The organism is Pseudomonas sp. SCPG-7 (genome assembly GCF_002156405.1).
GTDB lineage: Bacteria > Pseudomonadota > Gammaproteobacteria > Pseudomonadales > Pseudomonadaceae > Aquipseudomonas > Aquipseudomonas parakoreensis.
This window is the reverse complement of sequence record NZ_MVOO01000006.1, coordinates 53,980-79,713: the sequence shown is the minus strand read 5'-3', so window position 1 is coordinate 79,713 and position 25,734 is coordinate 53,980. Positions and strand designations below refer to the sequence as shown.

The following is a 25,734-nucleotide window of genomic DNA, read 5'->3' as shown; positions in this document are numbered from 1 at the left end:
GAAATTACGCATGCGCATGGCAAAAGGATTGTTGGGTCTGCTGATGGCGTTGCCATTGCTGGCCTCGGCCGAGGAAATCGGTCAGGTGTCGACGGTGTTCAAGTTCGTCGGCCCGAATGACCGAATCGTAGTCGAGGCTTTCGATGATCCGAAAGTCGACGGCGTGACCTGCTACCTGTCTCGCGCCAAAACGGGTGGGGTGAAGGGTGGCCTCGGTCTGGCCGAGGATCGCGCTGAAGCGTCGATTGCCTGTCGCCAGGTGGGTCCGATCAAGTTCAAGGGTGAGTTGAAAGACGGCGACGAGGTGTTCAAGGAGCGCACGTCGCTGGTGTTCAAGACCATGCAGGTGGTGCGTTTCCTCGACAAGAAGCGCAATACGCTGGTGTATCTGGTCTACAGCGATCGCGTGATCGAAGGGAGTCCGCAGAATGCGGTAACCGCAATTCCGATCGTGCCGTGGGTGCCGGTCCAGCAGTAACAGCGCAAAACCAATTGCAGGGGTGAGCTTGCTCGCTCCTGCATTTTTTTGCTCTGCGTTTATCAAATTGCAGGCAATAAAAAACCGACCCTAAGGTCGGTTTTTTAATGACTACGTCGATTAAGCAGCTTCTTTCAGTGCTTTGACGTGGCCATTCAGACGGCTCTTATGACGAGCAGCCTTGTTCTTGTGGATGATGCCTTTATCGGCCATGCGGTCGATAACTGGCACAGCCAGAACGTATGCAGCTTGAGCTTTTTCAGCGTCTTTTGCGTCGATGGCTTTAACTACATTCTTGATGTAGGTACGAACCATGGAACGCAGGCTGGCGTTGTGGCTGCGACGCTTCTCAGCCTGTTTTGCACGTTTTTTGGCGGAAGGTGAGTTGGCCACCGTCGAGCTCCTCGAAAGACTTTTTAGGAAATAGCAAACAAAATAGGCCGCGAATCATGCCGATGAAGAGAAGTCTTGTCAAGGGCGCTTGAAACGTTCCGCTAAGTGGTAGGTATAAAGAGGCGGGATATTTATTTCCGGCGCTTGACCTGTAAACTCGCGAGCTTTGGCTCTGTGCTGTTGCGGCGCGGAGTATCGCACAAGTAGGCGCATTGTTCGCCTGCTGTTTATCGACAGGCACTAATTTCCTCAATGAATCTGCTCAAATCGTTGGCCGCTGTCAGCTCTATCACGATGCTTTCCCGGATTCTGGGGTTCGTCCGTGACACGCTCATCGCTCGCACCTTCGGCGCCGGAATGGCGACGGACGCCTTTTTCATTGCCTTCAAATTGCCCAACCTGCTGCGACGAATCTTCGCCGAGGGTGCGTTCTCGCAGGCTTTCGTGCCGATTCTGGCCGAATACAAAAGCCAAAAGGGCGAAGAGGCGACTCGCTCCTTTATCGCTTACGTTTCCGGTTTGCTGACCCTGGTGCTGGCGCTGGTTACCGCGCTGGGGATGATCGCTGCACCGTGGGTGATCTGGGCCACGGCTCCGGGTTTTACCGACACACCGGAAAAATTCCAGCTCACCTCTGATCTGTTGCGGGTGACGTTCCCTTATATATTGCTGATCTCCCTGTCCTCGCTGGCCGGGGCGATTCTCAATACCTGGAACCGTTTTTCGGTGCCGGCCTTCGTGCCGACCCTGCTTAACGTCAGCATGATCGTGTTTTCGCTGTTCCTGACGCCGTATTTCAACCCGCCGGTCATGGCGTTGGGCTGGGCGGTGCTGGTCGGTGGTCTGGCGCAGTTGCTCTATCAACTGCCGCACCTGAAAAAGATCGGCATGCTGGTGCTGCCACGCCTGAACCTGCGTGATACCGGTGTCTGGCGAGTGATGAAGCAGATGTTGCCGGCGATCATTGGCGTCTCGGTGAGTCAGATTTCGCTGATCATCAACACCATTTTCGCTTCGTTCCTGGTGGCCGGGTCGGTGTCGTGGATGTATTACGCCGACCGTTTGATGGAGCTGCCGTCCGGCGTGCTCGGCGTAGCGTTGGGCACGATTCTGCTGCCGACATTGGCCAAGACCTATGCGAGCAAGGATCGCCACGAATATTCGCGGATCCTCGACTGGGGCCTGCGCCTGTGCTTTGTGCTGGTGCTGCCGTGTGCATTGGCGCTGGGGATTCTCGCCGAGCCGCTGACCGTTTCTCTGTTCCAGTACGGGCAATTCAGCGCGTTCGATGCGTCCATGACCCAGCGTGCGCTGATTGCCTATTCTGTCGGTCTGCTCGGAATTATCGTGATCAAAGTGCTGGCGCCGGGCTTTTATGCGCAACAGAACATCCGCACCCCGGTGAAAATCGCAATCTTCACGCTGGTGTGCACGCAGTTGTTCAATCTGGTGTTGATCGGCCCGCTGGCTCACGCCGGTCTGGCGCTGGCGATCAGTGCCGGGGCCTGCCTCAATGCCGGGTTGCTGTTCTATCAACTGCGCAAGCAAAAGATGTATCAGCCGCAACCGGGCTGGTACATGTTCGGTTTCAAGCTGGTGGTAGCGGTGGCGGTGATGTCGGCAGTGCTGCTGCTGGGCATGCATTTCATGCCGGCCTGGGATCAGGGACACATGCTGGAGCGCTTCCTGCGTCTGGGGGCGCTGGTGGTTGCTGGTGTGGTGGCGTATTTCGGTATGTTGCTGCTGCTCGGTTTCCGCCTGCGTGACTTCAATCGCAAGGCTTGAGCTGAGGTTTCAGCCATTAAATACGGGCATGGGCTGGCAGTTTTGTCGGCTCGAGCACTTTGCGTTACGGTGTTGCCTGTCGTCGACCGTCGGGTGTGGTTATAATCGACCACTTTATGAGCAAGAAGCGCGTTATGCAGCTGGTTCGAGGCCTCCACAACTTGCGCCCCCAGCATCGGGGCTGCGTCGCCACTATTGGCAACTTTGACGGTGTTCACCGTGGTCACCAGGCTATCCTGGCCCGGCTGCGTGAGCGTGCGCTTGAGTTGGGCGTACCCAGCTGCGTGGTGATTTTCGAGCCGCAGCCCCGGGAGTTCTTTGCCCCGGAGACCGCGCCGGCACGTCTGGCCCGCTTGCGCGACAAATTGCAGCTGCTGGCTGCCGAAGGTGTCGACCGGGTGTTGTGCCTGGCATTCAACCAGCGCCTGAGCAAGCTCAGCGCCAGTGAGTTCGTCGATACCATCCTGGTGGACGGTCTCGGCGTGCAGCATCTGGAAGTCGGCGACGATTTTCGCTTTGGTTGCGACCGCCTCGGCGATTTCGATTTCCTGCTGCAGGCCGGGCAGGTTCACGGTTTTACCGTCGAAGCCGCGCAAACCGTCGAGCTGGACGGCATTCGTGTCAGCAGCACCCAGGTGCGCAACGCGTTGGCCGCCGCCGATTTTGCCTTGGCCGAACGCTTGCTCGGCCGCCCGTACCGGATCGCCGGTCGCGTGCTGCACGGCCAGAAACTGGCCCGGCAACTGGGTACGCCCACTGCCAACATTCAACTCAAGCGTCGTCGTGTGCCGTTCACCGGGGTATACCTGGTGGATGTGGACATCGACGGCAAGACCTGGCCCGGCGTCGCCAACATCGGCGTGCGGCCCACGGTCCAAGGTGATGGCAAAGCCCACCTTGAAGTTCATCTACTGGATTTTGCCGGCGATCTGTATGACCGGCGTCTGACGGTGGTTTTCCACCAAAAGCTGCGTGAAGAGCAGCGTTTCGCCTCCCTGGAGGCACTGAAAACGGCGATCAACGCGGATGTCGCCGCCGCCCGTGCACTAGCCGCACCTAGCGCCCATCGCTAATGAAGAGCCTTAAATGACCGACTATAAAGCCACGCTAAACCTTCCGGACACCGCCTTCCCAATGAAGGCCGGCCTGCCACAGCGCGAACCGCAGATTCTGCAGCGCTGGGACAGTATTGGCCTGTACGGAAAGTTGCGCGAGATTGGCAAGGATCGTCCGAAGTTCGTCCTGCACGACGGCCCTCCGTACGCCAACGGCACGATCCACATCGGTCACGCACTGAACAAGATTCTCAAGGACATGATCATCCGCTCGAAAACCCTGTCGGGTTTCGACGCGCCTTATGTTCCGGGTTGGGACTGCCATGGCCTGCCGATCGAGCACAAGGTTGAAGTGACCCACGGCAAGAACCTGGGCGCGGACAAGACCCGCGAGCTGTGCCGTGCCTACGCCACCGAGCAGATCGAAGGGCAGAAGACCGAGTTCATCCGCCTCGGCGTGCTCGGCGACTTCGCCAACCCGTACAAGACCATGGACTTCAAGAACGAGGCCGGTGAAATCCGCGCCCTCGCCGAAATCGTCAAGGGCGGTTTCGTGTTCAAGGGCCTCAAGCCGGTGAACTGGTGCTTCGATTGCGGTTCGGCGCTGGCCGAAGCCGAAGTCGAGTACGAGAACAAGAAGTCCTCGACCATCGACGTGGCGTTCCCGATCGCCGACGAAGCCAAACTGGCCGCCGCGTTCGGTCTGCCGTCGCTGGGCAAGCCTGCCTCGATCGTGATCTGGACCACCACCCCGTGGACCATCCCGGCCAACCAGGCGCTGAACGTGCACCCGGAATTCAACTACGCGCTGGTTGATATCGGCGACAAGCTGCTGGTCCTGGCTGAAGAGCTGGTTGAATCCTGCCTGTCGCGTTACGGCGTTGAAGGCACCGTACTGGCCACTGCGCCGGGTTCGGCGCTGGAACTGATCAACTTCCGCCACCCGTTCTACGACCGCCTGTCGCCGGTGTACCTGGCCGACTACGTCGAACTGGGCGCTGGCACCGGCGTGGTTCACTCCGCTCCGGCCTACGGTGTGGACGACTTCGTGACCTGCAAGAAATACGGCATGGTCAACGATGACATCCTCAACCCGGTGCAAAGCAACGGCGTGTACGTGCCGTCGCTGGAATTCTTCGGCGGCCAGTTCATCTGGAAGGCCAACCCGGCCATCGTCGAAAAACTCACCGAAGTCGGTGCGCTGCTGCACACCACCGTCATCGAACACAGCTACATGCACTGCTGGCGTCACAAGACCCCGCTGATCTACCGCGCCACCGCGCAGTGGTTCATCGGCATGGACAAAGAACCAGTCAGCGGCGACACCTTGCGCGCACGCTCGCTCAAGGCCATCGAAGACACCAAGTTCGTTCCGGCCTGGGGCCAGGCGCGCCTGCACTCGATGATCGCCAACCGTCCGGACTGGTGCATCTCCCGTCAGCGCAACTGGGGCGTGCCGATCCCGTTCTTCCTCAACAAGGAAAGCGGCGAGCTGCACCCACGCACCGTCGAACTGATGGAAGAAGTCGCCAAGCGCGTCGAAGTCGAAGGCATCGAAGCCTGGTTCAAACTCGACGCTGCCGAACTGCTGGGCGATGAAGCCCCGCAATACGACAAGATCAGCGACACCCTCGACGTCTGGTTCGACTCGGGCACCACTCACTGGCACGTATTGCGCGGCTCACACCCGATGGGCCACGAGACCGGTCCACGCGCCGACCTGTACCTGGAAGGTTCCGACCAGCACCGCGGCTGGTTCCACTCGTCGCTGTTGACCGGTTGCGCCATCGACAATCACGCGCCGTACCGCGAACTGCTGACCCACGGTTTCACCGTGGACGAGTCCGGGCGCAAGATGTCCAAATCGCTGGGCAACGTGATCGCGCCGCAGAAAGTCAACGACACTCTGGGCGCCGACATCATGCGTCTGTGGGTCGCGTCGACCGACTACTCCGGCGAAATGGCGGTGTCCGAGCAGATCCTGCAACGCAGCGCGGACGCCTATCGCCGTATCCGTAACACCGCGCGCTTCCTGCTTTCCAACCTGACCGGTTTCAACCCGGCCACCGACCTGCTGCCGGCAGAAGACATGCTGGCGCTGGATCGCTGGGCGGTGGATCGCACGCTGCTGCTGCAACGCGAATTGCAAGAGCACTACGGTGAATACCGTTTCTGGAACGTTTACTCGAAGATCCACAACTTCTGCGTGCAGGAGCTGGGTGGTTTCTACCTCGACATCATCAAGGACCGCCAGTACACCACCGGCGCCGACAGCAAGGCACGCCGCTCGTGCCAGACCGCGCTGTTCCACATCTCCGAAGCGCTGGTGCGCTGGATCGCGCCGATCCTCGCGTTCACCGCCGACGAGCTGTGGCAGTACCTGCCAGGCGAGCGCAACGAATCCGTCATGCTCAACACCTGGTACGAAGGTCTGACCGAACTGCCGGAAGGCTTCGAGCTGGGTCGCGCGTACTGGGATCGCATCATGGAAGTGAAGGTGGCGGTCAACAAAGAGATGGAAATCCAGCGTGCGGCCAAAGCCGTCGGTGGCAACCTGCAAGCCGAAGTGACGCTGTTCGCCGAAGACGCGCTGAGCGCCGACCTGGCGAAGCTGAGCAACGAACTGCGCTTTGTCCTGATCACCTCGACTGCCAGCGTGGCACCTTTCGTTCAGGCTCCTGCGGACGCGGTAGCCACCGAAGTCAGTGGCCTGAAACTGAAGATCGTCAAATCGGCCTTCCCGAAATGCGCCCGTTGCTGGCACTGCCGTGAAGACGTCGGAGTGAACCCGGAGCATCCGGAAATCTGCGGCCGTTGCGTCGACAACATCGATGGCGCCGGCGAGGTTCGTCACTATGCCTAACGCCGTTGGCCGTTTCGGACGGTTGGGCTGGCTCTGGTTGAGCTTGCTGGTTCTGGTCATCGACCAGGCCAGCAAGTTCTACTTCGAAGGCAAGCTCGAAATGTTCCAGCAGATCGTGATCATTCCCGATTACTTCAGCTGGACCCTGGCCTACAACACCGGCGCGGCGTTCAGCTTCCTGGCTGACAGCTCCGGCTGGCAGCGCTGGCTGTTCGCCTTGATCGCGATCGTGGTCAGTGCGGTGCTGGTGGTCTGGCTCAAACGCCTGGGCCGCAACGATACCTGGCTGGCCGTCGCCTTGGCGCTGGTGCTGGGTGGCGCGCTGGGCAATCTGTATGACCGCATTGCCCTGGGCCATGTGATCGACTTCATTCTGGTGCACTGGCAGAACCGCTGGTACTTCCCGGCGTTCAACTTCGCCGACAGCGCCATCACCGTGGGTGCGGTGATGCTCGCACTGGACATGTTCAAATCGAAGAAAACCGGAGAAGCCGTTCATGACTGAACAGGTATTGGCTGAGCAACGCATCGGCCAGAACACGGAAGTCACTTTGCACTTTGCATTGCGCCTGGAGAACGGCGACACGGTCGACAGCACATTCGACAAAACCCCGGCGACTTTCAAGGTCGGCGACGGCAACCTGCTGCCGGGTTTCGAAGCGGCATTGTTCGGCTTCAAGGCCGGCGACAAGCGTACGCTGACCGTCGAGCCGGAAAACGCCTTCGGCCAGCCGAACCCGCAAAACGTACAGATCATCCCGCGTTCGCAGTTCGTCGACATGGAACTGTCGCCGGGTTTGCTGGTGATCTTCAATGATGCGGCCAATACTGAGTTGCCGGGTGTGGTGAAAGCGTTCGACGACGCGCAAGTGACCATCGACTTCAACCATCCGCTCTCAGGCAAGACGCTGACCTTTGACGTCGAGATCATCAACGTCAAAGCGCTGTAAAAAATGTGGGAGCGAGCCTGCTCGCGAATGCTGACTGACATTCAACATAGCTGTTGTCTGACACACTGCCTTCGCGAGCAGGCTCGCTCCCACAATGTTTTCAACCGTTTTCGCTATTTCTTGCGCGCAAGACACGAGGCACAGCATGCAAATCAAACTCGCCAACCCCCGTGGCTTCTGCGCCGGCGTGGACCGGGCGATCGAAATCGTCAACCGCGCCCTGGAAGTCTTCGGGCCGCCGATCTATGTGCGTCATGAAGTGGTGCACAACAAGTTCGTCGTCGAAGACCTGCGCAACCGTGGCGCGATCTTCGTCGAAGAACTGGATCAAGTGCCGGACGACGTCATCGTGATCTTCAGTGCTCACGGTGTTTCCCAGGCCGTGCGCAATGAAGCCGCCGGCCGTGGCCTTAAAGTATTCGACGCCACATGCCCGCTGGTGACCAAGGTGCACATCGAAGTCGCCAAGTACAGCCGCGACGGCCGTGAGTGCATCCTGATCGGCCACGCCGGCCACCCGGAAGTCGAAGGCACCATGGGCCAGTACGACGCCAGCAATGGTGGCGCGATCTACCTCGTCGAAGACGAAAAAGACGTGGCCGAACTGCAGGTGCGTAACCCGGAAAAACTGGCGTTCGTGACCCAGACCACCCTGTCGATGGACGACACCAGTCGCGTGATCGATGCCCTGCGCACACGTTTCCCGGCCATCGGTGGTCCGCGCAAGGACGACATCTGCTACGCCACGCAAAACCGTCAGGACGCGGTCAAGCAACTGGCTGACGAGTGCGACGTGGTGTTGGTGGTGGGCAGCCCGAACAGCTCCAACTCCAATCGCCTGCGTGAACTGGCCGAACGCATGGCCACGCCGGCCTACCTGATCGACGGCGCCGAAGACCTGCAGAAAAGCTGGTTCGATGGCGTTGAGCGCATCGGCATCACCGCCGGAGCCTCCGCGCCGGAAGTGTTGGTGCGCGGCGTGATCCAGCAGTTGCAGGCCTGGGGCGCGACGGGTGCCGATGAGCTGGCCGGCCGCGAAGAGAACATCACCTTCTCGATGCCGAAAGAGCTGCGCGTCCGCTCGATCTGACGTTTTTCGTCGTCAGGCACAGCGCCTGCTCAGCCTTTGCGCTGGTCAGGCGCACCCGACCGGTTGCCGCCAGCACCACCTGGAGTTGGCTGACCGGCTCGCGTGCCGAGCAGATATGTAGCGTCCCCGCCTGAAACGCCCGCCCGGGCATCAGCGGTTGTCCCAGACTGCTGAAACGCACATAACGACTCACCGCCCAATTGCCGACGATCGGTATTCGTCCGTCACTCGCCTTTTCCACCAGCAGCGGATTGCTGCTGTCCTGCGGCCCCTTGCCGTTGAGATCCAGAATGATCCGCCAGCCCTGACTCCAGTCGCCACCGATGCCATGGATTACCACACTCTGATTGCGGGTGATGGCCAGGGTGCGGGCGTTGCGAATGCCCTCGAGCAGCGACCGCGCTGCCTGCTCGCGATGAGTCGCCTCGGTGAAGGCGGCGAACGCCGGACTGACCAATGACAGAACAATTGCGCCAATCGCCAGTCCCATAAGCAATTCGATCAGGCTGAAACCCTGTTGCGGCATGACGACTCCCTCCGTGGAGCATGAAGCCCGGCACGATCCTTTTCGTCGGGCAGGGCAAATCAACCGACGCAGGCCGGTCGAATGTTCTAGTTTGTAGAAGCAGGTATAGCCGACGGCAACGGAGGGCATCGATGGATCATCGTACAAAAGGTTTCACGCTGCCCGAGCTGTTGGCTGCGGTCGCCGTGTTGGTGATCCTCATCACCCTGGCGGTGCCGGGTTTCACCCGCTCGATCCAGAGCAGCAAGGCCGATACGGAAATGGGCGACCTGCAGCGTGCCATCAACTTTGCGCGGCTGGAGGCGATTGATCGCGGCGTGACCACACGCTTGCGCCCGAGCGCCGGCGGCAGCGTGTGGACCGGCGAATTGTCGGTCTACGACGGTACTGGCACTGCGGCCAATGTATTGCGGGTTGTTCCAGCGATGAGCAGCGGCGCGACTCTGACGCTACCCTCAGGAGTGTCCGCACTGGATTTCAATAATCTGGGTGGCCTGGCGGCGCCGTCGACAGCGGTGGTCATCAGTTACGTGCTGGGAACGCAAAGCAGGACGCTGAACGTGTGTCTGAACGGACGAATTCAATCGGGTGGAAGTTGCGGATGAGGGCAGGGAGCACACAGGCACAGGAAGGCATGTCGCTGATCGAAGTGCTGGTCGCGTTGCTGATTCTGACGGTCGGGATATTGGGCGCAGCCGCCGTGCAACTCAATGCGCTGAAATACACTGACAGTTCACGAATGACCAGTCAGGCCAGTTTTATCGCCTACGACATGATGGACCGCATCCGCGCCAACGCTGCCGCCGACTACACGGTGACGCCGCCGACCTCGGGCAATCTCGGTGTGGCCCGCGATCAGGATCTTTACGACTTCACCACCAACATCGTCAATTTCGGCGGGCCCACCGCCACGGGCACGATCACCCTCAATCAGCGGGTGTACACCATCACCATCAACTGGAATGACTCGCGGGCCGCGAATGCCACCGGCACCACACGCAGCTTTGTTCTGACCAGTCGCGCCACGGTCGACCCGGTGGCCACGCCATGAAGCATGATCAGCGGGGGTTCGGCCTGATCGAAATGCTCATCGCGCTGGCGCTTGGGCTGATCATCGTACTGGGGGTGGTGCAGACGTTCCTTGCGGCCAAAAACACTTACGTCAGCCAGAACACCGCCGCTGCGATGCAGGAAGACGCGCGTTTTGTCCTGAGCAAGATGATCCAGGAACTGCGCATGGTCGGCATGTTTGGCTGCCTGGGCACAATTACTGACGCGAGTTCGGCAGGGGATTTCTACGCGGCGCAGGTTACGCCGATCAACTGGGACAACAGCAACCTCAAGCTGACCCTGGTCACCGCCGATGTTGGCGGCAGTGGCGGCACACCGACTTGGACGGTGCTCTCCGATTGCCGCAACAGCGCCACGGCCTATACCGGGTTGCGGGCGGCGGCGAGCGGGCAGATCGCCTTTCCGATCCGCCGCTTGATCTACAGCTTCAGCAACAACCAGATTCTCATGGGCACCGGCAGCGGCACCCCGACCCAACAGGTCCTGGTGAATAACGTCAGTGCCTTTAATGTGACCTTCGGCCTGGCCGCGTCCGCCACCGACGTCGCGGCTTCCTCCTACAGCGCCAACCCCAGCGATCCGGCGCGCATCCGCAGTGTGCGCCTGAGCCTGACCCTCACCGACCCGAACAATCGGGTGGCCAATCAAACCTTCAACGTGGTTGCCGCATTGCGCAACCGCTTGCAGTGAGGGCCGGGCTGATGAAAGTTGCATTCAACCAGCGGCAAAACCAGCGCGGAATGGCGCTGCTGGTCAGTCTGGTGTTCCTGTTGCTGCTGACCTTGATCGGGCTGTCCTCGATGCAGAGCGCCAACCTGCAGGAGAAAATGGCCGGCAGCGTCAGCCTGCGCAATCAGTCGTTCCAGACCGCCGAGGCCGCGTTGCGTATCGGCGAGAGTGCGGTACAGCTCGACAGTTACTCGCTGGCGGTGTGTGCCAATACCACGCAGTGTGCGCCGCCAGCAGAGTCCTCGGTGGTCAGTGCGGCGGGGCTTAATTCGACTTCCGGCGTAACGTGGATCGCAGCCGGTAACGGCTTTTATGGTGTACAGAATATCGGTACCACTCTGACGGCGGTCAACGTGCCGAGCAACACGTCGGCGACCCTGTATCGGGTTACGGCAGTCGGCATTGCCGGTACGTCGCGCAGTGTGGTGGAGAGTGTCTATGCGAAGTATTGAGCGCTGCTGGACACTGTTGGCCGGCATGCTGCTGGGCTTGTATCTGGCGGCGCCGGCGTATGCGTTCACGCCGTCCGACTCGCCACTCTTGAGCGCAGCGGCGGTGCCGCCCAACGTGATGTTGCTGATCGACGATTCCGGCAGTATGAACAGCATCATTTACGCGGCAGGATTCGACCCGAACGTCACGCGCACCCCGGCCCGGCAGTGCAATGCGTTCCTTGGCCTGTGTTCGGCATTGAATGCGCCCGCGATTACCGGCGATCCGGTATTTTTATCGAACCTGCCGACATCCGGTTGTTCCGGCGGCGCCTTCGCCTTCTACAACAACAGCATTGCACCGCTGTGCCTGAAACTGCCTGATCCGGTGGGCGGCGGCAATACGCGCTACACGGGGGATTACATTTCTTATGTGGTCAGTCTGGCGATCAACAACGGCACCCGCGACTTCACCACCGGGGCGATTCCCAACGACTACCGGATCAACGTCGCGCGCAACGTGTCCACCGCCCTGGTCACCAGCAACCGTAACTTGCGCATGGGCCTGTCGACCTTCAACCCGGTCACCAACAACAATCCCGGGAATGGTGGCTACATCGCCCGCTCCATCAGCGACCTGTCACCGGTGTCCGGCAGCGTGACCCAGGCGCAGGCCGACACCAACTACAACGCGCTGATTTCCTCGATCAACGCTTTAGGTGCCGTGGCCAACACGCCACTGGCGGAAACCTACTACGAAATCACCCGCTACATGCGCGGCATGGCGCCGTACTACAACAGCACGCCGACGACTTACACCAGTCCGATCCAGTACCGCTGCCAGAAAAACTACGGCGTGGTCATCACCGACGGTTTGCCGACTTACGACCGCACCTTCCCGAGCAATGATCCGTTGGGTGGCAGTCGTCTGCCGAACTGGGACGGCATCAACAATGACGGCAACAACCCCAATGGCGATAACGAGGGTGACACGCTGTATCTGGATGACATTGCCAAATTCGCCTTCGACATCGACATGCGTTCGACGGGGACCGACGCTGCCGGCAAAAGCTGGAACGCGGTGGATTTTCCCAAGCAGAACATGAATACCTACACCGTCGGTTTTACCGCCGACAACGACATGCTCTCGGACGCTGCCAGCTACGGGCAGGGCCGCTATTACCAGGCGACCGACAGCACCGGTCTCAACACCGCGTTGTCTTCGGCGTTGAGCGATATCACCTCCAAGGCCGGTTCCGGCGGCGCGGGAGTCACCAGCGGCACCACGCTGGCCAGTGGCACCAGTTATTTCCAGACCAGCTACGACCCCAAGGACTGGCGTGGCACGATCAAGTCATTCGGCTTCACTTCGGCGGGCGCGGTGAACACCTCGGCGGCCCTGTGGACCACCGATACCACTATCGTCCCGGGCGCGACCGCACCGACCTATCAATCGTGGAACACCAGCAGCAACGCCGCCGTGACGCTGGCCTACGGCAACTTTTCCGCGACCCAACAGACGGCGCTCAGCCAGAGCCTGCCCACCGGCATCAGCGGCAGCGATCTGGTGGAGTGGAGCAAGGGCACCAACAAGACCGGGCTCAAGGTGCGCAGCGTATTGCTCGGCGACATCATCAACTCGCCACTGGTGCTGGCTTCGCCCAGTGATAAAACCGCCTCCGACCTGTCGGGCGACACCACTTACACCACGTACCTGACCACCAAAGCAGCGAACATGAATTCGAGTCTGGTGGTGAATGCCAACGACGGGTTCGTCAACGTGATCAACTCGGCCAACGGCACTCGACGTTATGCCTACATGCCGTCCAGCGTGTTGCCGTCACTACGGCTGATTGCCGATCCGGCGTACATCAATGGCGTCAGCCACAAGTTTCTGGTGGACGGTCAGGTCGGTGTGTATGACGCGCAAATCAACAGCGCCTGGAAAACCCTGGCCATCGGCGGCACCGGTGCTGGCGGCAAGACTTTCTACGCGCTGCAACTGTTCGATGCGTCTGCGGGCAATGTGCTCAATGCCTTGTGGGAAGTCAGCGCACCCGCCACAGCGAACACAGCCAACGCATTTAATGATCTGGGTTATGCCTACGCGCGCCCGGAAGTGGCACGCTTGGCCGATGGTCGTTGGGCGGCGTTCATTGCCAATGGTTATGGCAGCAACTCCGGAGTGGCGGCTTTGTATGTGCTGGATGTGCGTGACGGTTCGTTGATCAAGAAGATCGTCATCGACAGCACCGAGACCACCAATGGTCTGTCGTCGGTCAAGCTCAAGGTCAATTCTTCGAACGTGGTGCAGGCCGCCTATGGCGGTGATTTGAAAGGGCGCCTGTGGAAATTCGATCTGAGCGCGACGTCGACCGACAGCTGGGGCGTGGCGTTTTCCGGCAAACCACTGTTCACCACGGCGGGCGGTGCGACTCAGCCGATCACCGCGCAGCCGCTGCTGGCGGACAATTCGCTGGGGGGCAAACAGATCTTCGTCGGCACCGGCAAATTCAACGAGACCGCCGACAAGACCAACAAGGATTTGCAGGCGTTCTACTCGGTGTGGGATGCCGACGGCGGTTCCGGACAGTTGACGGTCAGCAGTCTGCAGGCGCAGGCGGTGACCGGCGTGTTCTCCGGCAGCACCGGGCAGTTCATCACTACCAGCCAGAACGACACGACCTATCCGGGGGAGAAGGGCTGGTATCTGCCTTTGGTGTACAACAATGTGCTGACTGGCGAGCGGGTGATCAATCAGGCCAGTCTGGTGCTCGGACGCATCGTGTTTACCACCGCCAGTGTCGACACCACGGACCCTTGTGCCAGTTTCGGTACCGGCAAACTGGTCGAACTCGATGCGTTCAGCGGTAAGATGCTCAACTACGCGGTGCTCGACACCAGTTCCGATGGCGTGGTCGACAGCAACGACACGATCTCCAGTGGCGTAGTGTTCACCGGCGGGATTCCGACCCTGAACGCCATCGTCAACGGCGGGACTCGCAAGTTCGTCAACGATTCCAGTGGCACCGTGACCACGCTGGTGGAAAAACCCGGTGGCGGCAGCCGTCGTATCATGTGGCGACAAATACAGTAAATGAGAGTTTGAGGCATGCGCAGATTCAACCGGGGCTTCACCCTGATCGAAATCATGATCGTGATTGCGATCATCGGGATCATCATCACCATCGCCGCACCGAGCTACACCGAGTACCTGAAAAAGGGCCGGCGCGCCGAAGTGGTGTCGCTGCTTTCGGAACAGGCGCAGATCCTCGAGCGCTTTTACACCAAAAACAACGTCTACACCGGCATCACCGGTCTGAGCACGGGCAATGATTTCTACACCATCACCCCGACGATCGCTGACCAGACCTTCCTGCTGACCGCCACCCGCAAGGCCGGTACGACCATGGCGACCGACAAGTGCGGTGATTTCACCCTGACCAACACCGGCGTCAGAAGCATGAACAACGCTACCACCGGGCTGACCACCAAGGATTGCTGGGGCCGCTGAGGTAACTTCTTACGGGCGCCTCTTTGCGCCCGCTGTCTTTATTACGGTTGGATCAAACATGACCAGGCAACAGCAAGTGGTGATTGTCGGTGGCGGGGTGATTGGCCTGCTGACCGCCTACAACCTCGCCTCCGAAGTGCGCAGCGTGGTGCTGCTGGATCGCTCGAACGTCGGCCAGGAATCGTCCTGGGCCGGTGGCGGCATCGTTTCCCCGCTGTACCCGTGGCGCTACAGCCCGGCCGTCACTGCGCTGGCGCATTGGTCGCAGGATTTTTATCCACAGCTGGGCGAGCGGCTGCTTGCCGATACCGGAGTTGATCCCGAAGTGCACACCACCGGCCTGTACTGGCTGGATCTTGAAGATGAAACCGAAGCACTGGCCTGGGCTGAGCGGGAAAACCGTCCGCTGCGGGCTGTGGATATCTCGGCGGTGCACGACGCGGTGCCGGTGCTGGGGGGCGGGTTCGCCCGGGCGATCTACATGGCCGATGTGGCCAACGTCAGAAACCCACGGCTGGTGAAGTCGCTGAAAGCGGCGTTGCTGGGGCTGCCGAACGTGACGATTCACGAGCGATGCGAAGTCAGCGGGTTTGTTCGCGAAGGCGAGCGAGTGATTGGCGTCGAGACGTCCAAGGGCCTGATCAGTGGCGACCAGGTGGTGCTGACGGCCGGGGCATGGAGCGGTGATCTGCTCAAGACATTGGATCTGACGCTCCCGGTCGAGCCGGTCAAGGGCCAGATGATTCTCTACAAGTGTGCAGCGGATTTCCTGCCGAGCATGGTGCTGGCCAAGGGACGTTATGCGATTCCGCGTCGCGACGGGCACATTCTGATCGGCAGCACGCTGGAGCACGAAGGCTTCGACAAGACCCCGACCGAGGTCGCGCTGGAGAGCCTCAAGGCTTCGGCAGTCGAGTTGCTGCCGGCGCTGGCGGAGGCCGAAGTGGTGGGGCATTGGGCCGGTTTGCGCCCGGGTTCGCCGGAGGGTATTCCGTATATCGGCCGGGTGCCGGGGTTTGACGGTTTGTGGCTGAACTGCGGGCATTACCGCAACGGCCTGGTGCTGGCGCCGGCGTCGTGTCAGTTGTTTGCCGATGTGATGCTCGGGCGTACGCCGATTATCGATCCGGCGCCGTATGCGCCTGAAGGTCGCATTTAGTCTGATATTTTCTGTAGCCTGGCAGATCGCTTTCGCGAGCAGGCTCGCTCCCACAGTTGATCTTTGTCGGTCACAAAATCCAATGTGGGAGCGAGCCTGCTCGCGAAGGGGGCCTCAATCCAGACCGAGTTTCTTCAGCCGATAGCGCATCGAGCGAAATGACAGACTCAAGCGTTGCGCCGCTGCCGTGCGATTCCAGCGGGTTTCCTCCAGCGCCTGCAGGATCAGCTTGCGCTCGACGTTCTCCAGATAATCCTCAAGGTTGTCGATCCGGGTAAGATCGGCGATGCCGCCCTCGACCGCGCAATTACCTTCGCTGAGGCGTAAGTCTGCCGCCTCGATCAACTGGTTTTCACACAGCGTGTGCGCCCGTTCGAGGACGTTTTCCAGCTCTCGCACATTCCCCGGGAAGCGGTAACTCTTCAGCGCCTCAAGCGCCTGTGGGTGCAGGCGGACCGCCGCTCGACCGCTGCCTGCCGCCAGACGCTGGAGCATGTGCGCAGCCAATACCTGAATGTCATCGCGCCGTTCGCGCAGGGACGGCACGCGCAGTTCGATCACGTTCAAGCGGTAATACAGGTCCTGGCGAAAGCGCCCGGCGGCGACCTCGGCCTCAAGATCCTTGTGGGTAGCACAGAGAATGCGCACATCGACCACCGCTTCCTGCTGGCCGCCGACACTGCGCACGGCTTTCTCTTGAATCGCCCGCAGCAGTTTGACCTGCATCGCCAGCGGCAGGTCCGCCACCTCGTCGAGAAACAGGGTGCCGCCATGCGCGGCCTGGAACAGTCCGGGTTTGTCCTCGACCGCGCCGGTGAAGCTGCCCTTGCGATGGCCGAAAAACTCGCTTTCCATCAGCTCGGACGGAATCGCCCCGCAATTGACCGGCACAAATGGCTTGCTGGCGCGCGGTCCCTGTTCGTGGATCAGCCGTGCGACCAGTTCTTTGCCGCTGCCCGACTCTCCGCTGATGTAGACCGGCGCCTGACTGCGCGCCAGCTTGTCGATCTGTTTGCGCAGATCGCGCATGGGCAGTGAGTCGCCGAGCAGGCGCCGATCTATCGACGTGCCGGCGCCGCCCACCGCCGGCATGCGCAACGCGGTGCTGACCAGTTCACGCAAGCGCGTCAGATCAACCGGCTTGGTGAGGAAGTCGAAGGCGCCGGCCTTCAACGCATTGATCGCGGTTTCCAGGCTGCCATACGCGGTGATCATCGCCACCGGCAGTTGTGGATGACGTTGCTGGATGTGCTGCACCAGGTCCAGCCCCGTGCCGTCGGGCAGGCGCATGTCGGTCAGGCACAGGTCGAACGCATTGCGTTGCAACAGCGCCTGGGCTTCGCCGAGGTTGCGAGCACTGAAGGTGTCGAGTTTCATCCGTCCCAGGGTGATTTCCAGGAGTTCGCGGATATCCGGCTCGTCGTCGACGATGAGGATTTTTTGCCGTGGGCTCGTGTTCAACTTTGTTTCCGTCCGTGAGCAAAGGTGATGCGAAAGCAGCCGCCGCCTTGGCGTGGTTTGAAGTCTAGGCGCGCCTGGTTGCTTTCGCACAGCTCACGGGACAGATAAAGCCCAAGGCCGGTGCCCTGGCTGCTGGTAGTGAAGAAGGGTTCGAACAGATGCGGTTGTTGATCCAGTGGTACACCGGGGCCATTGTCCTGGACTTCAAGCACCGCCAGCTGGCTCTCGGGGTCGATGAACAGCGCCAGCCAGACCTCGGCCTGCTCGTGCAGTAAAGCGCTGTGGCGCCAGCCGTTACGTAACAGATTGTCGAGAATCTGCGTGAGCTGATCCGGATCCATCAACGTGATGAAGTCCCCGGAATTGATCCGCAAATGAATCGACTGCCGCTCGCTCGCCTGTTCGCGGCTCTCGGCAACGAAGTGCTCCAGCCATGGCTTGAGATCCAGGCGCTGAGGGGCGCTCTGCTGGCGGCGCGACAGTTGCAGGACGTTTTCGATGACTCGGTTCATGCGCTGGGAGTGGTCTTGAATAATCTGTGTCAGACGTCGATCCGCGCCATCGAGTTCCTCGGACTCGCCCAATAGCTGCGCGGCGTGACTGATGGCCCCCAGCGGGTTACGGATTTCATGGGCGATGCCGGCGGTCAGGCGCCCGAGCGCGGCGAGCTTGAGTTGCTGGGCCTGCTGCGCGACTTGCGCCAGATCTTCGAGGAACACCAGGGTTTGCTGGTTGGGGCTCTGATCGAGGGCGATGAAGTTCGGTTGCAGTTCCAGGCCGTTGCCGGGAATCTTCAGACTCTGCGGGCGCAGGGTCGGGTTGCTCAGCCACAGTTGCAGGCGCTCGACCAATGCCGGCGAATAGTCGCTGATCAAATGGCCTTCAAGATGCGACTGGGCCAACAGCGTCTTCGCACTGTGGTTGGCCAGCTGGACCCGGCGCTGCTCGTCGAGCACCAGAATGCCGGTACGCATGCGTTGCAGAATCAGAGCGTTGAGGGCTTCAAGGCTGGTGACTTCGCTGGCGCGCTGTTCGGCGAGATTTTCGCTGACTTCCAGGCGCCGGATCAGGCCCTGGACCAGCAGCGATGCGGCAAAACACAAGGCGCCCAAGGTTCCGGCTTGCAGATAGTCATTGGCGCTCAGGGGATGGCTCAAGCTCAGCAGGAAGCTTGAGCCGACAATGCCAAGTGCGCCGATGGCGGCAATCAGCAGGCCAATGCGCCGGCGCAGCAAGGTGTTGCTGATCGCCACCGAGACAATCAGCAGGTTGCCGATCGCGCTGGCCACCCCGCCCGCCGCGTAGAACAAACCGCACAACAGCAGCACATCCACCAGCGCCAGACTGAACAACTGCGAGGGCCGCCGGGTATTTTCCAGAAACACCACCAGCAGGATGTTCAGCACCAGATACAACCAGCTGCCGCTGCGCAGCAGATCGTCGTCGGCCGACGTCAGCAGGCGATTGTCCATATTGCTGGAGATCAGCAGCACCAGCGTGATGCCGACACTCAAACGGTAAAGATGATAAAGGCGCAGCAGGCGCTGCGCCTGTTTACGGTCGGCGTTGGCGGCCTCAGCGATCACTGGCACCCGGGCCTTGCTCAAGATGAGCCTGGCTGCAATACCATTGTTGCTGAAGGTTCAGCGCACGGTCGCGGGGCAGATGCACGCCGCAGTGGGCGCAGCGCACCATCGGTGCGGCGTCTTGCTCGCGGGGCGATTGAGCAGACGAGGCGGGCGCCTTGAATTTGCGCCACAGCCATACCGCGGCGAAAATCAGGACAATCCAGAACAGTAAACGAAGCATGATGGGCGGCTTTTCGGCTAATGATTCGGCAGTTTAGCCAAGGAGCCGGCAAGCGCACAGACTATTAACGCGCCGCCACAAAAAAGGGAGATCCGCAGATCTCCCTTTTTATGTAACCGATGTGATCAGTCGAACACGCCGAAGGTCATGTAGCTGAACCACGAACGATCTTCGTTGTTGCCTTCGGCTTCATGACGCTCTTCCTCGATCACGTCGCCGTTTTCGTCTTTAGGCTTGAGCTCGTTCGGGATCGCGTCTTTCGCGTCCTGGAACTGCTTCTGCACGTCCTGGTTGGCGCGGGTTTCTCCCGGCGGTAGCGGTGGACGCGACTCGATCAGGCCCAAAGTCGCCTTGCTCAGGAACGAGCGGTTGTCGGCTTCGGCAACCGATGGCACGAACTGACCGTCCTGCAGGCTCGGGTGATTCGGGTAGTTGAGTTTCAGGGTTTCCAGACTGGTAGCGGCCAGTTCGTCCAGGTGCAGACGCTGGTAAGCCTCGGTCATCACCGCCAGGCCATCGCCGACCGATGGAGTTTCCTGGAAGTTTTCCACTACATAACGGCCACGGTTGGCGGCGGCGACGTAGGCCTGACGGGTCAGGTAGTAGTCGGCTACGTGGATTTCGTAGGCGGCCAGCAGGTTGCGCAGGTAGATCATGCGCTGCTTGGCGTCCGGCGCGTAGCGGCTGTTCGGGTAGCGGCTGGTCAGTTGGGCGAACTCGTTGTACGAGTCGCGGGCAGCGCCAGGGTCACGCTTGGTCATGTCCAGCGGCAGGAAGCGCGCCAGCAGGCCGACGTCCTGGTCGAACGAGGTCAGGCCCTTGAGGTAATAGGCATAGTCCACGTTCGGGTGCTGTGGGTGCAAACGGATAAAACGTTCGGCGGCGGACTTGGCAGCTTCCGGCTCGGCGTTTTTATAGTTGGCATAAATCAGTTCAAGCTGTGCCTGATCCGCGTAGCGACCGAACGGATAACGCGACTCCAGAGCCTTCAGCTTGGCCGTGGCGCTGGTGTAGCTGTTGTTGTCCAGGTCGGTCTGAGCCTGCTGGTACAGCTCGGCTTCGCTCAGGTTTTCGTCGACGACTTCCTTCGATGAGCAAGCAGCGGTCAATGCGAGGATGGCGATCAGCAGCAGGTGTTTCACTTGCATGGCGGCTTGCGTCCCTATGACGGCCGCTGTCTTGGGCGGGGCCGTCCTGTTATGATGAGCGCCCCGTTGAAAAGCCTCGGGGCAAAAGACGCCGTATTTAACCACAAGCGCGCAGCCGAAACCAAAGGCTGTGCCGACGCCCAGTCAGAGCATGTCCGATAAAATTGAACTTCGCGCAGAGGTGCCGTCCGATTTGGGCGGCCAACGCCTCGATCAAGTCGCCGCCCAACTCTTCGCTGAGCACTCACGCTCGCGCCTTTCCGCCTGGATCAAAGAAGGTCGCCTGACTGTGGACGGGGCGGTCATCCGCCCGCGCGACATCGTGCATGGCGGTGCCGTCCTTGAGCTGACTGCCGAGCAGGAAGCCCAGGGCGAGTGGATCGCCCAGGACATCGAGCTCGACATCGTCTATGAAGACGACGACATCCTGGTGATCAACAAGCCTGCGGGCCTGGTGGTGCACCCGGCTGCCGGCCACGCCGATGGCACCTTGCTCAATGCCTTGCTGCACCACGTGCCGGACATCATCAATGTCCCGCGTGCCGGTATCGTGCATCGCCTGGACAAGGACACCACCGGTCTGATGGTGGTGGCCAAGACCATTCAGGCGCAGACCAAGCTCGTTGCCCAGCTGCAGAGCCGCAGCGTCAGCCGGATCTACGAGTGCATCGTGATCGGTGTGGTGACCGCCGGGGGCAAGATCAACGCCCCGATCGGCCGTCATGGTCAGCAGCGCCAGCGCATGGCCGTGATGGAAGGCGGCAAGCCGGCTGTCAGTCACTACCGCGTGCTGGAGCGTTTCCGGTCCCACACGCATGTGCGGGTCAAACTGGAAACCGGCAGGACCCACCAGATTCGCGTGCACATGTCGCACATCAACTTCCCGTTGGTCGGCGACCCGGCGTACGGTGGTCGTTTCCGCATTCCGCCCGCGGCGAACCCGACCATGGTCGAGTCGCTCAAGCACTTCCCGCGTCAGGCGCTGCACGCGCGTTTCCTCGAGCTGGATCATCCGACCACCGGTGAGCGCATGAGCTGGGAATCGCCGCTGCCGGAAGATTTCGTCTGGCTGCTGACCCTGCTCAAGCAGGATCGCGAGGCCTTCGTCGGATGAACTGGCTGACGCCGGACTGGCCTGCGCCGGCCAGCGTCAGGGCCTGTGTCACCACCCGCGAGGGAGGTGTCAGCGAGGCGCCGTTCGACAGCCTCAATCTGGGCGATCATGTCGATGATCGCCCGGACGCAGTCGCCGAGAATCGTCGGCGTCTGACCGAACATTTCTCTATAAAGCCTGCCTGGTTGCAGCAAGTGCACGGCATTGTCGTGGCTCATGCTGATCCGGGCGTGGTGGCAACCGCCGATGCCAGTTGGACGGCAACTCCCGGGATTGCCTGCACGGCGATGACTGCCGATTGCCTGCCGGCATTGTTCTGCAACCGGGCCGGCACTCGCGTCGCGGCGGCCCATGCCGGCTGGCGCGGGTTGGCGGCCGGCGTACTGGAAGCCACCCTCGATCATCTCGACACCGCTGCGGCGGACGTGCTGGTCTGGCTCGGCCCGGCCATCGGCCCGAAAGCGTTTGAAGTCGGCCCGGAAGTACGCGAAGTCTTCGTCAAGCAACTGCCGGAAGCGGCAGCCGCCTTCGTGCCCAGCCACAATGCTGGCAAGTTCATGGCTGACATTTATCTGCTGGCGCGCCTGCGTCTGGCGGCCAAAGGTGTCACGGCGGTTTATGGTGGCGGTTTCTGCACGGTGACCGATCCGCGCTTCTTTTCTTACCGCCGTGCGTCGCGCACGGGGCGCTTTGCCTCCCTTGTCTGGCTCACCCGCTAAGCTTGTCTGATCTACATCAATCTCCCGACGCTTGAATCTCCCAGAATCGACCGCATCTACAGTGGTATCTGGCAGGTTTCTTTATTCAGGATGGTTTTTAGGTCCGACCTGCTCAAAAGGAAGGTGACCCCATGCGTATAGACCGTTTAACCAGCAAATTACAGTTGGCGTTGTCCGACGCCCAATCCCTGGCCGTTGGCCACGATCATCCGGCCATCGAGCCGGCGCACTTGATGCAAGCCATGCTTGAACAGCAGGGTGGTTCGATCAAACCCCTGCTCATGCAAGTGGGCTTCGACGTCAACAGCCTGCGCAAAGAGCTGACCAAAGAGCTCGATCAATTGCCGAAAATCCAGAACCCGACCGGCGACGTCAACATGTCGCAGGATCTGGCGCGCCTGCTCAATCAGGCTGATCGTCTGGCCCAGCAGAAGGGCGACCAGTTCATTTCCAGCGAGCTGGTGCTGCTCGCCGCGATGGACGAAAACAGCAAGCTCGGCAAACTGCTGCTCGGCCAGGGCGTGAGCAAGAAAGCCCTGGAGAACGCAATCAACAACCTGCGCGGTGGTGAGGCGGTGAATGACGCCAACCACGAAGAGTCGCGTCAGGCACTGGACAAGTACACCGTCGACCTGACCAAGCGCGCCGAAGACGGCAAGCTTGATCCGGTGATCGGCCGTGACGACGAAATCCGCCGCACCATTCAGGTGCTGCAACGTCGCACCAAGAACAACCCGGTGCTGATCGGTGAGCCTGGTGTGGGTAAGACCGCGATTGCCGAAGGTCTGGCCCAGCGCATCATCAACGGCGAAGTGCCGGACGGGCTCAAGGGCAAACGCCTGTTGTCGCTGGACATGGGCGCGCTGATTGCCGGTGCCAAGTATCGCGGTGAGTTCGAAGAACGCCTCAAAGCACTGCTCAACGAACTGTCGAAGCAGGAAGGGCAGATCATTCTGTTCATCGACGAGCTGCACACCATGGTCGGCGCCGGTAAGGGCGAAGGCTCGATGGATGCCGGCAACATGCTCAAACCGGCATTGGCTCGCGGCGAGTTGCATTGCGTCGGCGCAACCACGCTCAACGAGTACCGCCAATATATAGAGAAGGATGCCGCCCTCGAACGGCGCTTCCAGAAAGTGTTGGTGGACGAGCCGAGCGAAGAAGACACCATCGCCATCCTGCGTGGCCTCAAGGAGCGTTACGAGGTTCACCATAAGGTGGCGATCACTGACGGTGCGATCATCGCGGCCGCCAAGCTCAGCCATCGCTACATCACTGATCGGCAGCTGCCGGACAAGGCCATCGACCTGATCGACGAGGCCGCCAGCCGCATCCGCATGGAGATCGACTCCAAGCCGGAAGTGCTCGATCGTCTGGAGCGTCGGTTGATTCAGCTCAAGGTTGAATCCCAGGCACTGAAGAAAGAAAGCGATGAAGCGGCGATGAAGCGCCTGGAAAAACTCCAGGAAGAAATTGTCCGCCTCGAACGTGAGTACTCGGATCTGGAAGAAATCTGGAACTCGGAAAAAGCCGAGGTACAGGGTTCGGCACAGATTCAGCAAAAGATCGAGCAATCGCGTCAGGAACTGGAAGCCGCGCGCCGTAAAGGCGACCTCAACCGCATGGCCGAATTGCAGTACGGGGTGATCCCGGATCTGGAGCGCAGCCTGCAAATGGTCGACCAGCACGGCAAGAGCGAGAACCAGTTGTTGCGCAGCAAGGTGACCGAAGAGGAAATCGCCGAAGTCGTTTCGAAGTGGACCGGTATTCCGGTGTCGAAAATGCTCGAAGGCGAGCGCGACAAGCTGATGAAGATGGAAAGCCTGTTGCACCAGCGCGTGATCGGTCAGGACGAAGCGGTGGTCGCGGTGGCCAACGCCGTACGGCGCTCGCGTGCCGGGCTGGCGGATCCGAATCGTCCGAGCGGTTCGTTCATGTTCCTCGGCCCGACCGGGGTCGGTAAAACCGAGCTGTGCAAGGCGCTGGCCGAATTCCTCTTCGACACGGAAGAGGCAATGGTGCGGATCGACATGTCCGAGTTCATGGAGAAACATTCCGTGGCGCGGCTGATCGGGGCACCACCAGGCTACGTGGGTTACGAGGAGGGCGGTTACCTGACCGAGGCGGTGCGTCGCAAGCCTTACTCGGTGATCCTGCTGGATGAGGTCGAGAAGGCGCACCCGGACGTGTTCAACATCCTGCTGCAAGTGCTGGAGGATGGACGCCTGACCGACAGCCACGGACGTACGGTGGATTTCCGTAATACCGTGATTGTCATGACCTCGAACCTCGGCTCGTTGCAGATCCAGGAACTGGTCGGTGACCGTGAGGCGCAGCGTGCAGCGGTGATGGACGCGCTGACCAGTCACTTCCGTCCCGAGTTCATCAACCGGGTCGACGAAGTGGTGATCTTCGAGCCATTGGCGCGGGATCAGATCGCGGGCATTACCGAGATCCAGCTGGGCCGTCTGCGCAGTCGTCTGGTCGAGCGCGAGCTGAAGCTGGAACTGAGCCCGGAAGCGATGGACAAGCTGATTGCCGTGGGTTACGACCCGGTGTATGGCGCACGTCCGCTCAAACGTGCGATCCAGCGCTGGATCGAAAACCCGTTGGCGCAGTTGATCCTGTCAGGGCATTTCCTGCCGGGCGACACGGCAACCGGCAAGGTCGTGAACGACGAAATCGTTTTCGACTGAGCGGTAAAGCCAGTGAAATAAGGAAGGCCTCGCTTTGCGAGGCCTTTTTTTCGTTAGGCTGTTGAACTCTAAGGAAAAGGCTTGTAAAGTGCGCCCCGCAGTCAGTCACCCGCAGCATCTCAGCTCACTGAGCTGAAATCTGAAATAAGTTGCAAATCATTAACTTGAAAGCGATTTAGGGGGTTGACAGAGGTGTTCTAGGTTGTAGAATAGCGCGCCTCAGACACACGAACGCAGCGATGCGAACGACGTCTAAGAGCTGTAAGTTTCACCGTTGTAAATTGAAATATGTAGTTCCGTGATAGCTCAGTCGGTAGAGCAAATGACTGTTAATCATTGGGTCCCAGGTTCGAGTCCTGGTCACGGAGCCAATTTCAAGCCGGGGTATAGCGCAGTCCGGTAGCGCGCCTGCTTTGGGAGCAGGATGTCAGGAGTTCGAATCCCCTTACCCCGACCATTTTTGGGTCGTTAGCTCAGTTGGTAGAGCAGTTGGCTTTTAACCAATTGGTCGTAGGTTCGAATCCCACACGACCCACCATTTTTGAAACCAGGTAACACTGGGATCGAATCTTAAGATCAGAGGCCAAAAGCGCTGATCGAAGAAGGCGATCTTTGAAAGGTCGCCTTTTTTTTACCGGGGTATAGCGCAGTCCGGTAGCGCGCCTGCTTTGGGAGCAGGATGTCAGGAGTTCGAATCCCCTTACCCCGACCATATTAAAAATCCTCGTATCGAAAGATACGGG

The 25,734-nt window shown here is 60.3% G+C and carries 23 protein-coding genes and 4 tRNA genes; 21 read left to right on the top strand and 6 right to left on the bottom strand.

All coding sequences use genetic code 11. The annotated features are described in order from the left end of the window. Positions 1-10: 10 nt before the first annotated feature. Positions 11-478 (top strand): CreA family protein, encoded by a 468-nt coding sequence (locus tag B1722_RS13325; RefSeq protein WP_003228353.1) that lies wholly within the window; start codon positions 11-13, stop codon positions 476-478. Between the two features lie 120 nt (positions 479-598). On the opposite strand, the gene rpsT is transcribed toward B1722_RS13325, so the two are convergent. After that, positions 599-871, bottom strand: coding sequence for a 30S ribosomal protein S20 (rpsT, locus tag B1722_RS13320; protein WP_003228351.1), 273 nt, complete (start codon positions 869-871; stop codon positions 599-601). A gap of 252 nt (positions 872-1,123) precedes the next feature. Between rpsT and murJ the strand changes: the two genes are divergently transcribed. The 6 genes from murJ to ispH all read left to right on the top strand — a co-directional run bounded on the left by murJ (position 1,124) and on the right by ispH (position 8,614). Next, positions 1,124-2,656, top strand: coding sequence for a murein biosynthesis integral membrane protein MurJ (gene murJ, locus B1722_RS13310; protein ID WP_086792865.1), 1,533 nt, complete (start codon positions 1,124-1,126; stop codon positions 2,654-2,656). A gap of 134 nt (positions 2,657-2,790) precedes the next feature. Beyond that, positions 2,791-3,729, top strand: coding sequence for a bifunctional riboflavin kinase/FAD synthetase (ribF, locus tag B1722_RS13305; protein WP_003228347.1), 939 nt, complete (start codon positions 2,791-2,793; stop codon positions 3,727-3,729). 13 nt (positions 3,730-3,742) lie between these two features. Next, positions 3,743-6,574: an isoleucine--tRNA ligase gene (gene ileS / locus B1722_RS13300; protein WP_041065296.1), complete on the top strand. Its 2,832-nt coding sequence runs from the start codon at positions 3,743-3,745 to the stop codon at positions 6,572-6,574. Next, positions 6,567-7,079 carry a signal peptidase II gene (lspA, locus tag B1722_RS13295; RefSeq protein ID WP_041065299.1) on the top strand — a complete coding sequence of 171 codons (513 nt, stop codon included), beginning with the start codon at positions 6,567-6,569 and terminating at the stop codon, positions 7,077-7,079. The genes ileS and lspA overlap by 8 nt, the downstream gene beginning before the upstream one ends. Before the next feature lie 7 nt (positions 7,080-7,086). After that, a complete protein-coding gene (gene fkpB / locus B1722_RS13290) occupies positions 7,087-7,524 on the top strand; it encodes an FKBP-type peptidyl-prolyl cis-trans isomerase (protein ID WP_174377367.1) in 438 nt (145 codons plus the stop codon). 145 nt (positions 7,525-7,669) lie between these two features. Continuing rightward, the gene (gene ispH / locus B1722_RS13285) at positions 7,670-8,614 is read left to right on the top strand and encodes a 4-hydroxy-3-methylbut-2-enyl diphosphate reductase (protein ID WP_086792860.1); all 945 of its coding nucleotides are present in this window, start codon (positions 7,670-7,672) and stop codon (positions 8,612-8,614) included. Here the strand turns inward: ispH and B1722_RS13280 are convergent. Beyond that, positions 8,571-9,140, bottom strand: a complete 570-nt coding sequence (locus B1722_RS13280) for a GspH/FimT family protein (RefSeq protein ID WP_086792858.1) — start codon at positions 9,138-9,140, stop codon at positions 8,571-8,573. The two genes, ispH and B1722_RS13280, sit on opposite strands and share 44 nt — an antisense overlap. Positions 9,141-9,271: 131 nt before the next feature. Here B1722_RS13280 and B1722_RS13275 point away from each other — a divergent pair, with 131 nt between their 5' ends. The 7 genes from B1722_RS13275 to thiO are packed head-to-tail and all read left to right on the top strand — an operon-like array spanning position 9,272 to position 16,044. Further along, entirely contained in the window at positions 9,272-9,745 is a 474-nt protein-coding gene (locus B1722_RS13275) for a GspH/FimT family pseudopilin (protein ID WP_041065311.1), read from the top strand. Continuing rightward, the gene (gene pilV, locus B1722_RS13270) at positions 9,742-10,191 is read left to right on the top strand and encodes a type IV pilus modification protein PilV (RefSeq protein ID WP_041065314.1); all 450 of its coding nucleotides are present in this window, start codon (positions 9,742-9,744) and stop codon (positions 10,189-10,191) included. The genes B1722_RS13275 and pilV overlap by 4 nt, the downstream gene beginning before the upstream one ends. Continuing rightward, positions 10,188-10,901 (top strand): PilW family protein, encoded by a 714-nt coding sequence (locus B1722_RS13265; protein WP_041065317.1) that lies wholly within the window; start codon positions 10,188-10,190, stop codon positions 10,899-10,901. The genes pilV and B1722_RS13265 overlap by 4 nt, the downstream gene beginning before the upstream one ends. Positions 10,902-10,912: 11 nt before the next feature. Then, positions 10,913-11,392, top strand: coding sequence for a PilX N-terminal domain-containing pilus assembly protein (locus tag B1722_RS13260; protein ID WP_041065320.1), 480 nt, complete (start codon positions 10,913-10,915; stop codon positions 11,390-11,392). Further along, positions 11,379-14,468, top strand: a complete 3,090-nt coding sequence (locus B1722_RS13255) for a pilus assembly protein (protein WP_086792856.1) — start codon at positions 11,379-11,381, stop codon at positions 14,466-14,468. Before B1722_RS13260 ends, B1722_RS13255 begins: the two co-directional genes overlap by 14 nt. Before the next feature lie 15 nt (positions 14,469-14,483). Further along, entirely contained in the window at positions 14,484-14,885 is a 402-nt protein-coding gene (locus tag B1722_RS13250) for a type IV pilin protein (RefSeq protein ID WP_041065326.1), read from the top strand. 58 nt (positions 14,886-14,943) lie between these two features. Beyond that, on the top strand, positions 14,944-16,044 hold the full coding sequence (gene thiO / locus B1722_RS13245; RefSeq protein ID WP_086792855.1) for a glycine oxidase ThiO: 1,101 nt from the start codon (positions 14,944-14,946) through the stop codon (positions 16,042-16,044). 114 nt (positions 16,045-16,158) lie between these two features. On the opposite strand, the gene B1722_RS13240 is transcribed toward thiO, so the two are convergent. The 4 genes from B1722_RS13240 to B1722_RS13225 form a co-directional block, all read right to left on the bottom strand. Next, positions 16,159-17,505, bottom strand: coding sequence for a sigma-54 dependent transcriptional regulator (locus B1722_RS13240; protein ID WP_086792853.1), 1,347 nt, complete (start codon positions 17,503-17,505; stop codon positions 16,159-16,161). Beyond that, positions 17,502-19,091 carry a PAS domain-containing sensor histidine kinase gene (locus B1722_RS13235; RefSeq protein WP_086793094.1) on the bottom strand — a complete coding sequence of 530 codons (1,590 nt, stop codon included), beginning with the start codon at positions 19,089-19,091 and terminating at the stop codon, positions 17,502-17,504. Before B1722_RS13235 ends, B1722_RS13240 begins: the two co-directional genes overlap by 4 nt. Next, a complete protein-coding gene (locus B1722_RS13230) occupies positions 19,081-19,314 on the bottom strand; it encodes a PP0621 family protein (protein ID WP_027612810.1) in 234 nt (77 codons plus the stop codon). The genes B1722_RS13235 and B1722_RS13230 overlap by 11 nt, the downstream gene beginning before the upstream one ends. Positions 19,315-19,439: 125 nt before the next feature. After that, positions 19,440-20,462, bottom strand: coding sequence for an outer membrane protein assembly factor BamD (locus B1722_RS13225; RefSeq protein ID WP_041065336.1), 1,023 nt, complete (start codon positions 20,460-20,462; stop codon positions 19,440-19,442). A gap of 151 nt (positions 20,463-20,613) precedes the next feature. Between B1722_RS13225 and rluD the strand changes: the two genes are divergently transcribed. The 7 genes from rluD to B1722_RS13190 all read left to right on the top strand — a co-directional run bounded on the left by rluD (position 20,614) and on the right by B1722_RS13190 (position 25,703). Then, on the top strand, positions 20,614-21,576 hold the full coding sequence (gene rluD / locus B1722_RS13220; protein WP_041065339.1) for a 23S rRNA pseudouridine(1911/1915/1917) synthase RluD: 963 nt from the start codon (positions 20,614-20,616) through the stop codon (positions 21,574-21,576). Beyond that, positions 21,573-22,295: a peptidoglycan editing factor PgeF gene (pgeF, locus tag B1722_RS13215; RefSeq protein WP_041065342.1), complete on the top strand. Its 723-nt coding sequence runs from the start codon at positions 21,573-21,575 to the stop codon at positions 22,293-22,295. The genes rluD and pgeF overlap by 4 nt, the downstream gene beginning before the upstream one ends. A 131-nt stretch (positions 22,296-22,426) precedes the next feature. Further along, positions 22,427-24,991, top strand: a complete 2,565-nt coding sequence (gene clpB, locus B1722_RS13210; protein ID WP_086792851.1) for an ATP-dependent chaperone ClpB — start codon at positions 22,427-22,429, stop codon at positions 24,989-24,991. A gap of 295 nt (positions 24,992-25,286) precedes the next feature. Then, positions 25,287-25,362, top strand: a tRNA-Asn gene (locus tag B1722_RS13205). Between the two features lie 9 nt (positions 25,363-25,371). Further along, positions 25,372-25,448: transfer RNA gene (locus tag B1722_RS13200), tRNA-Pro, on the top strand. Positions 25,449-25,453: 5 nt separating this feature from the next. Beyond that, positions 25,454-25,529, top strand: a tRNA-Lys gene (locus tag B1722_RS13195). 97 nt (positions 25,530-25,626) lie between these two features. Further along, positions 25,627-25,703 (top strand) — tRNA-Pro (locus B1722_RS13190). Positions 25,704-25,734: the final 31 nt, after the last annotated feature.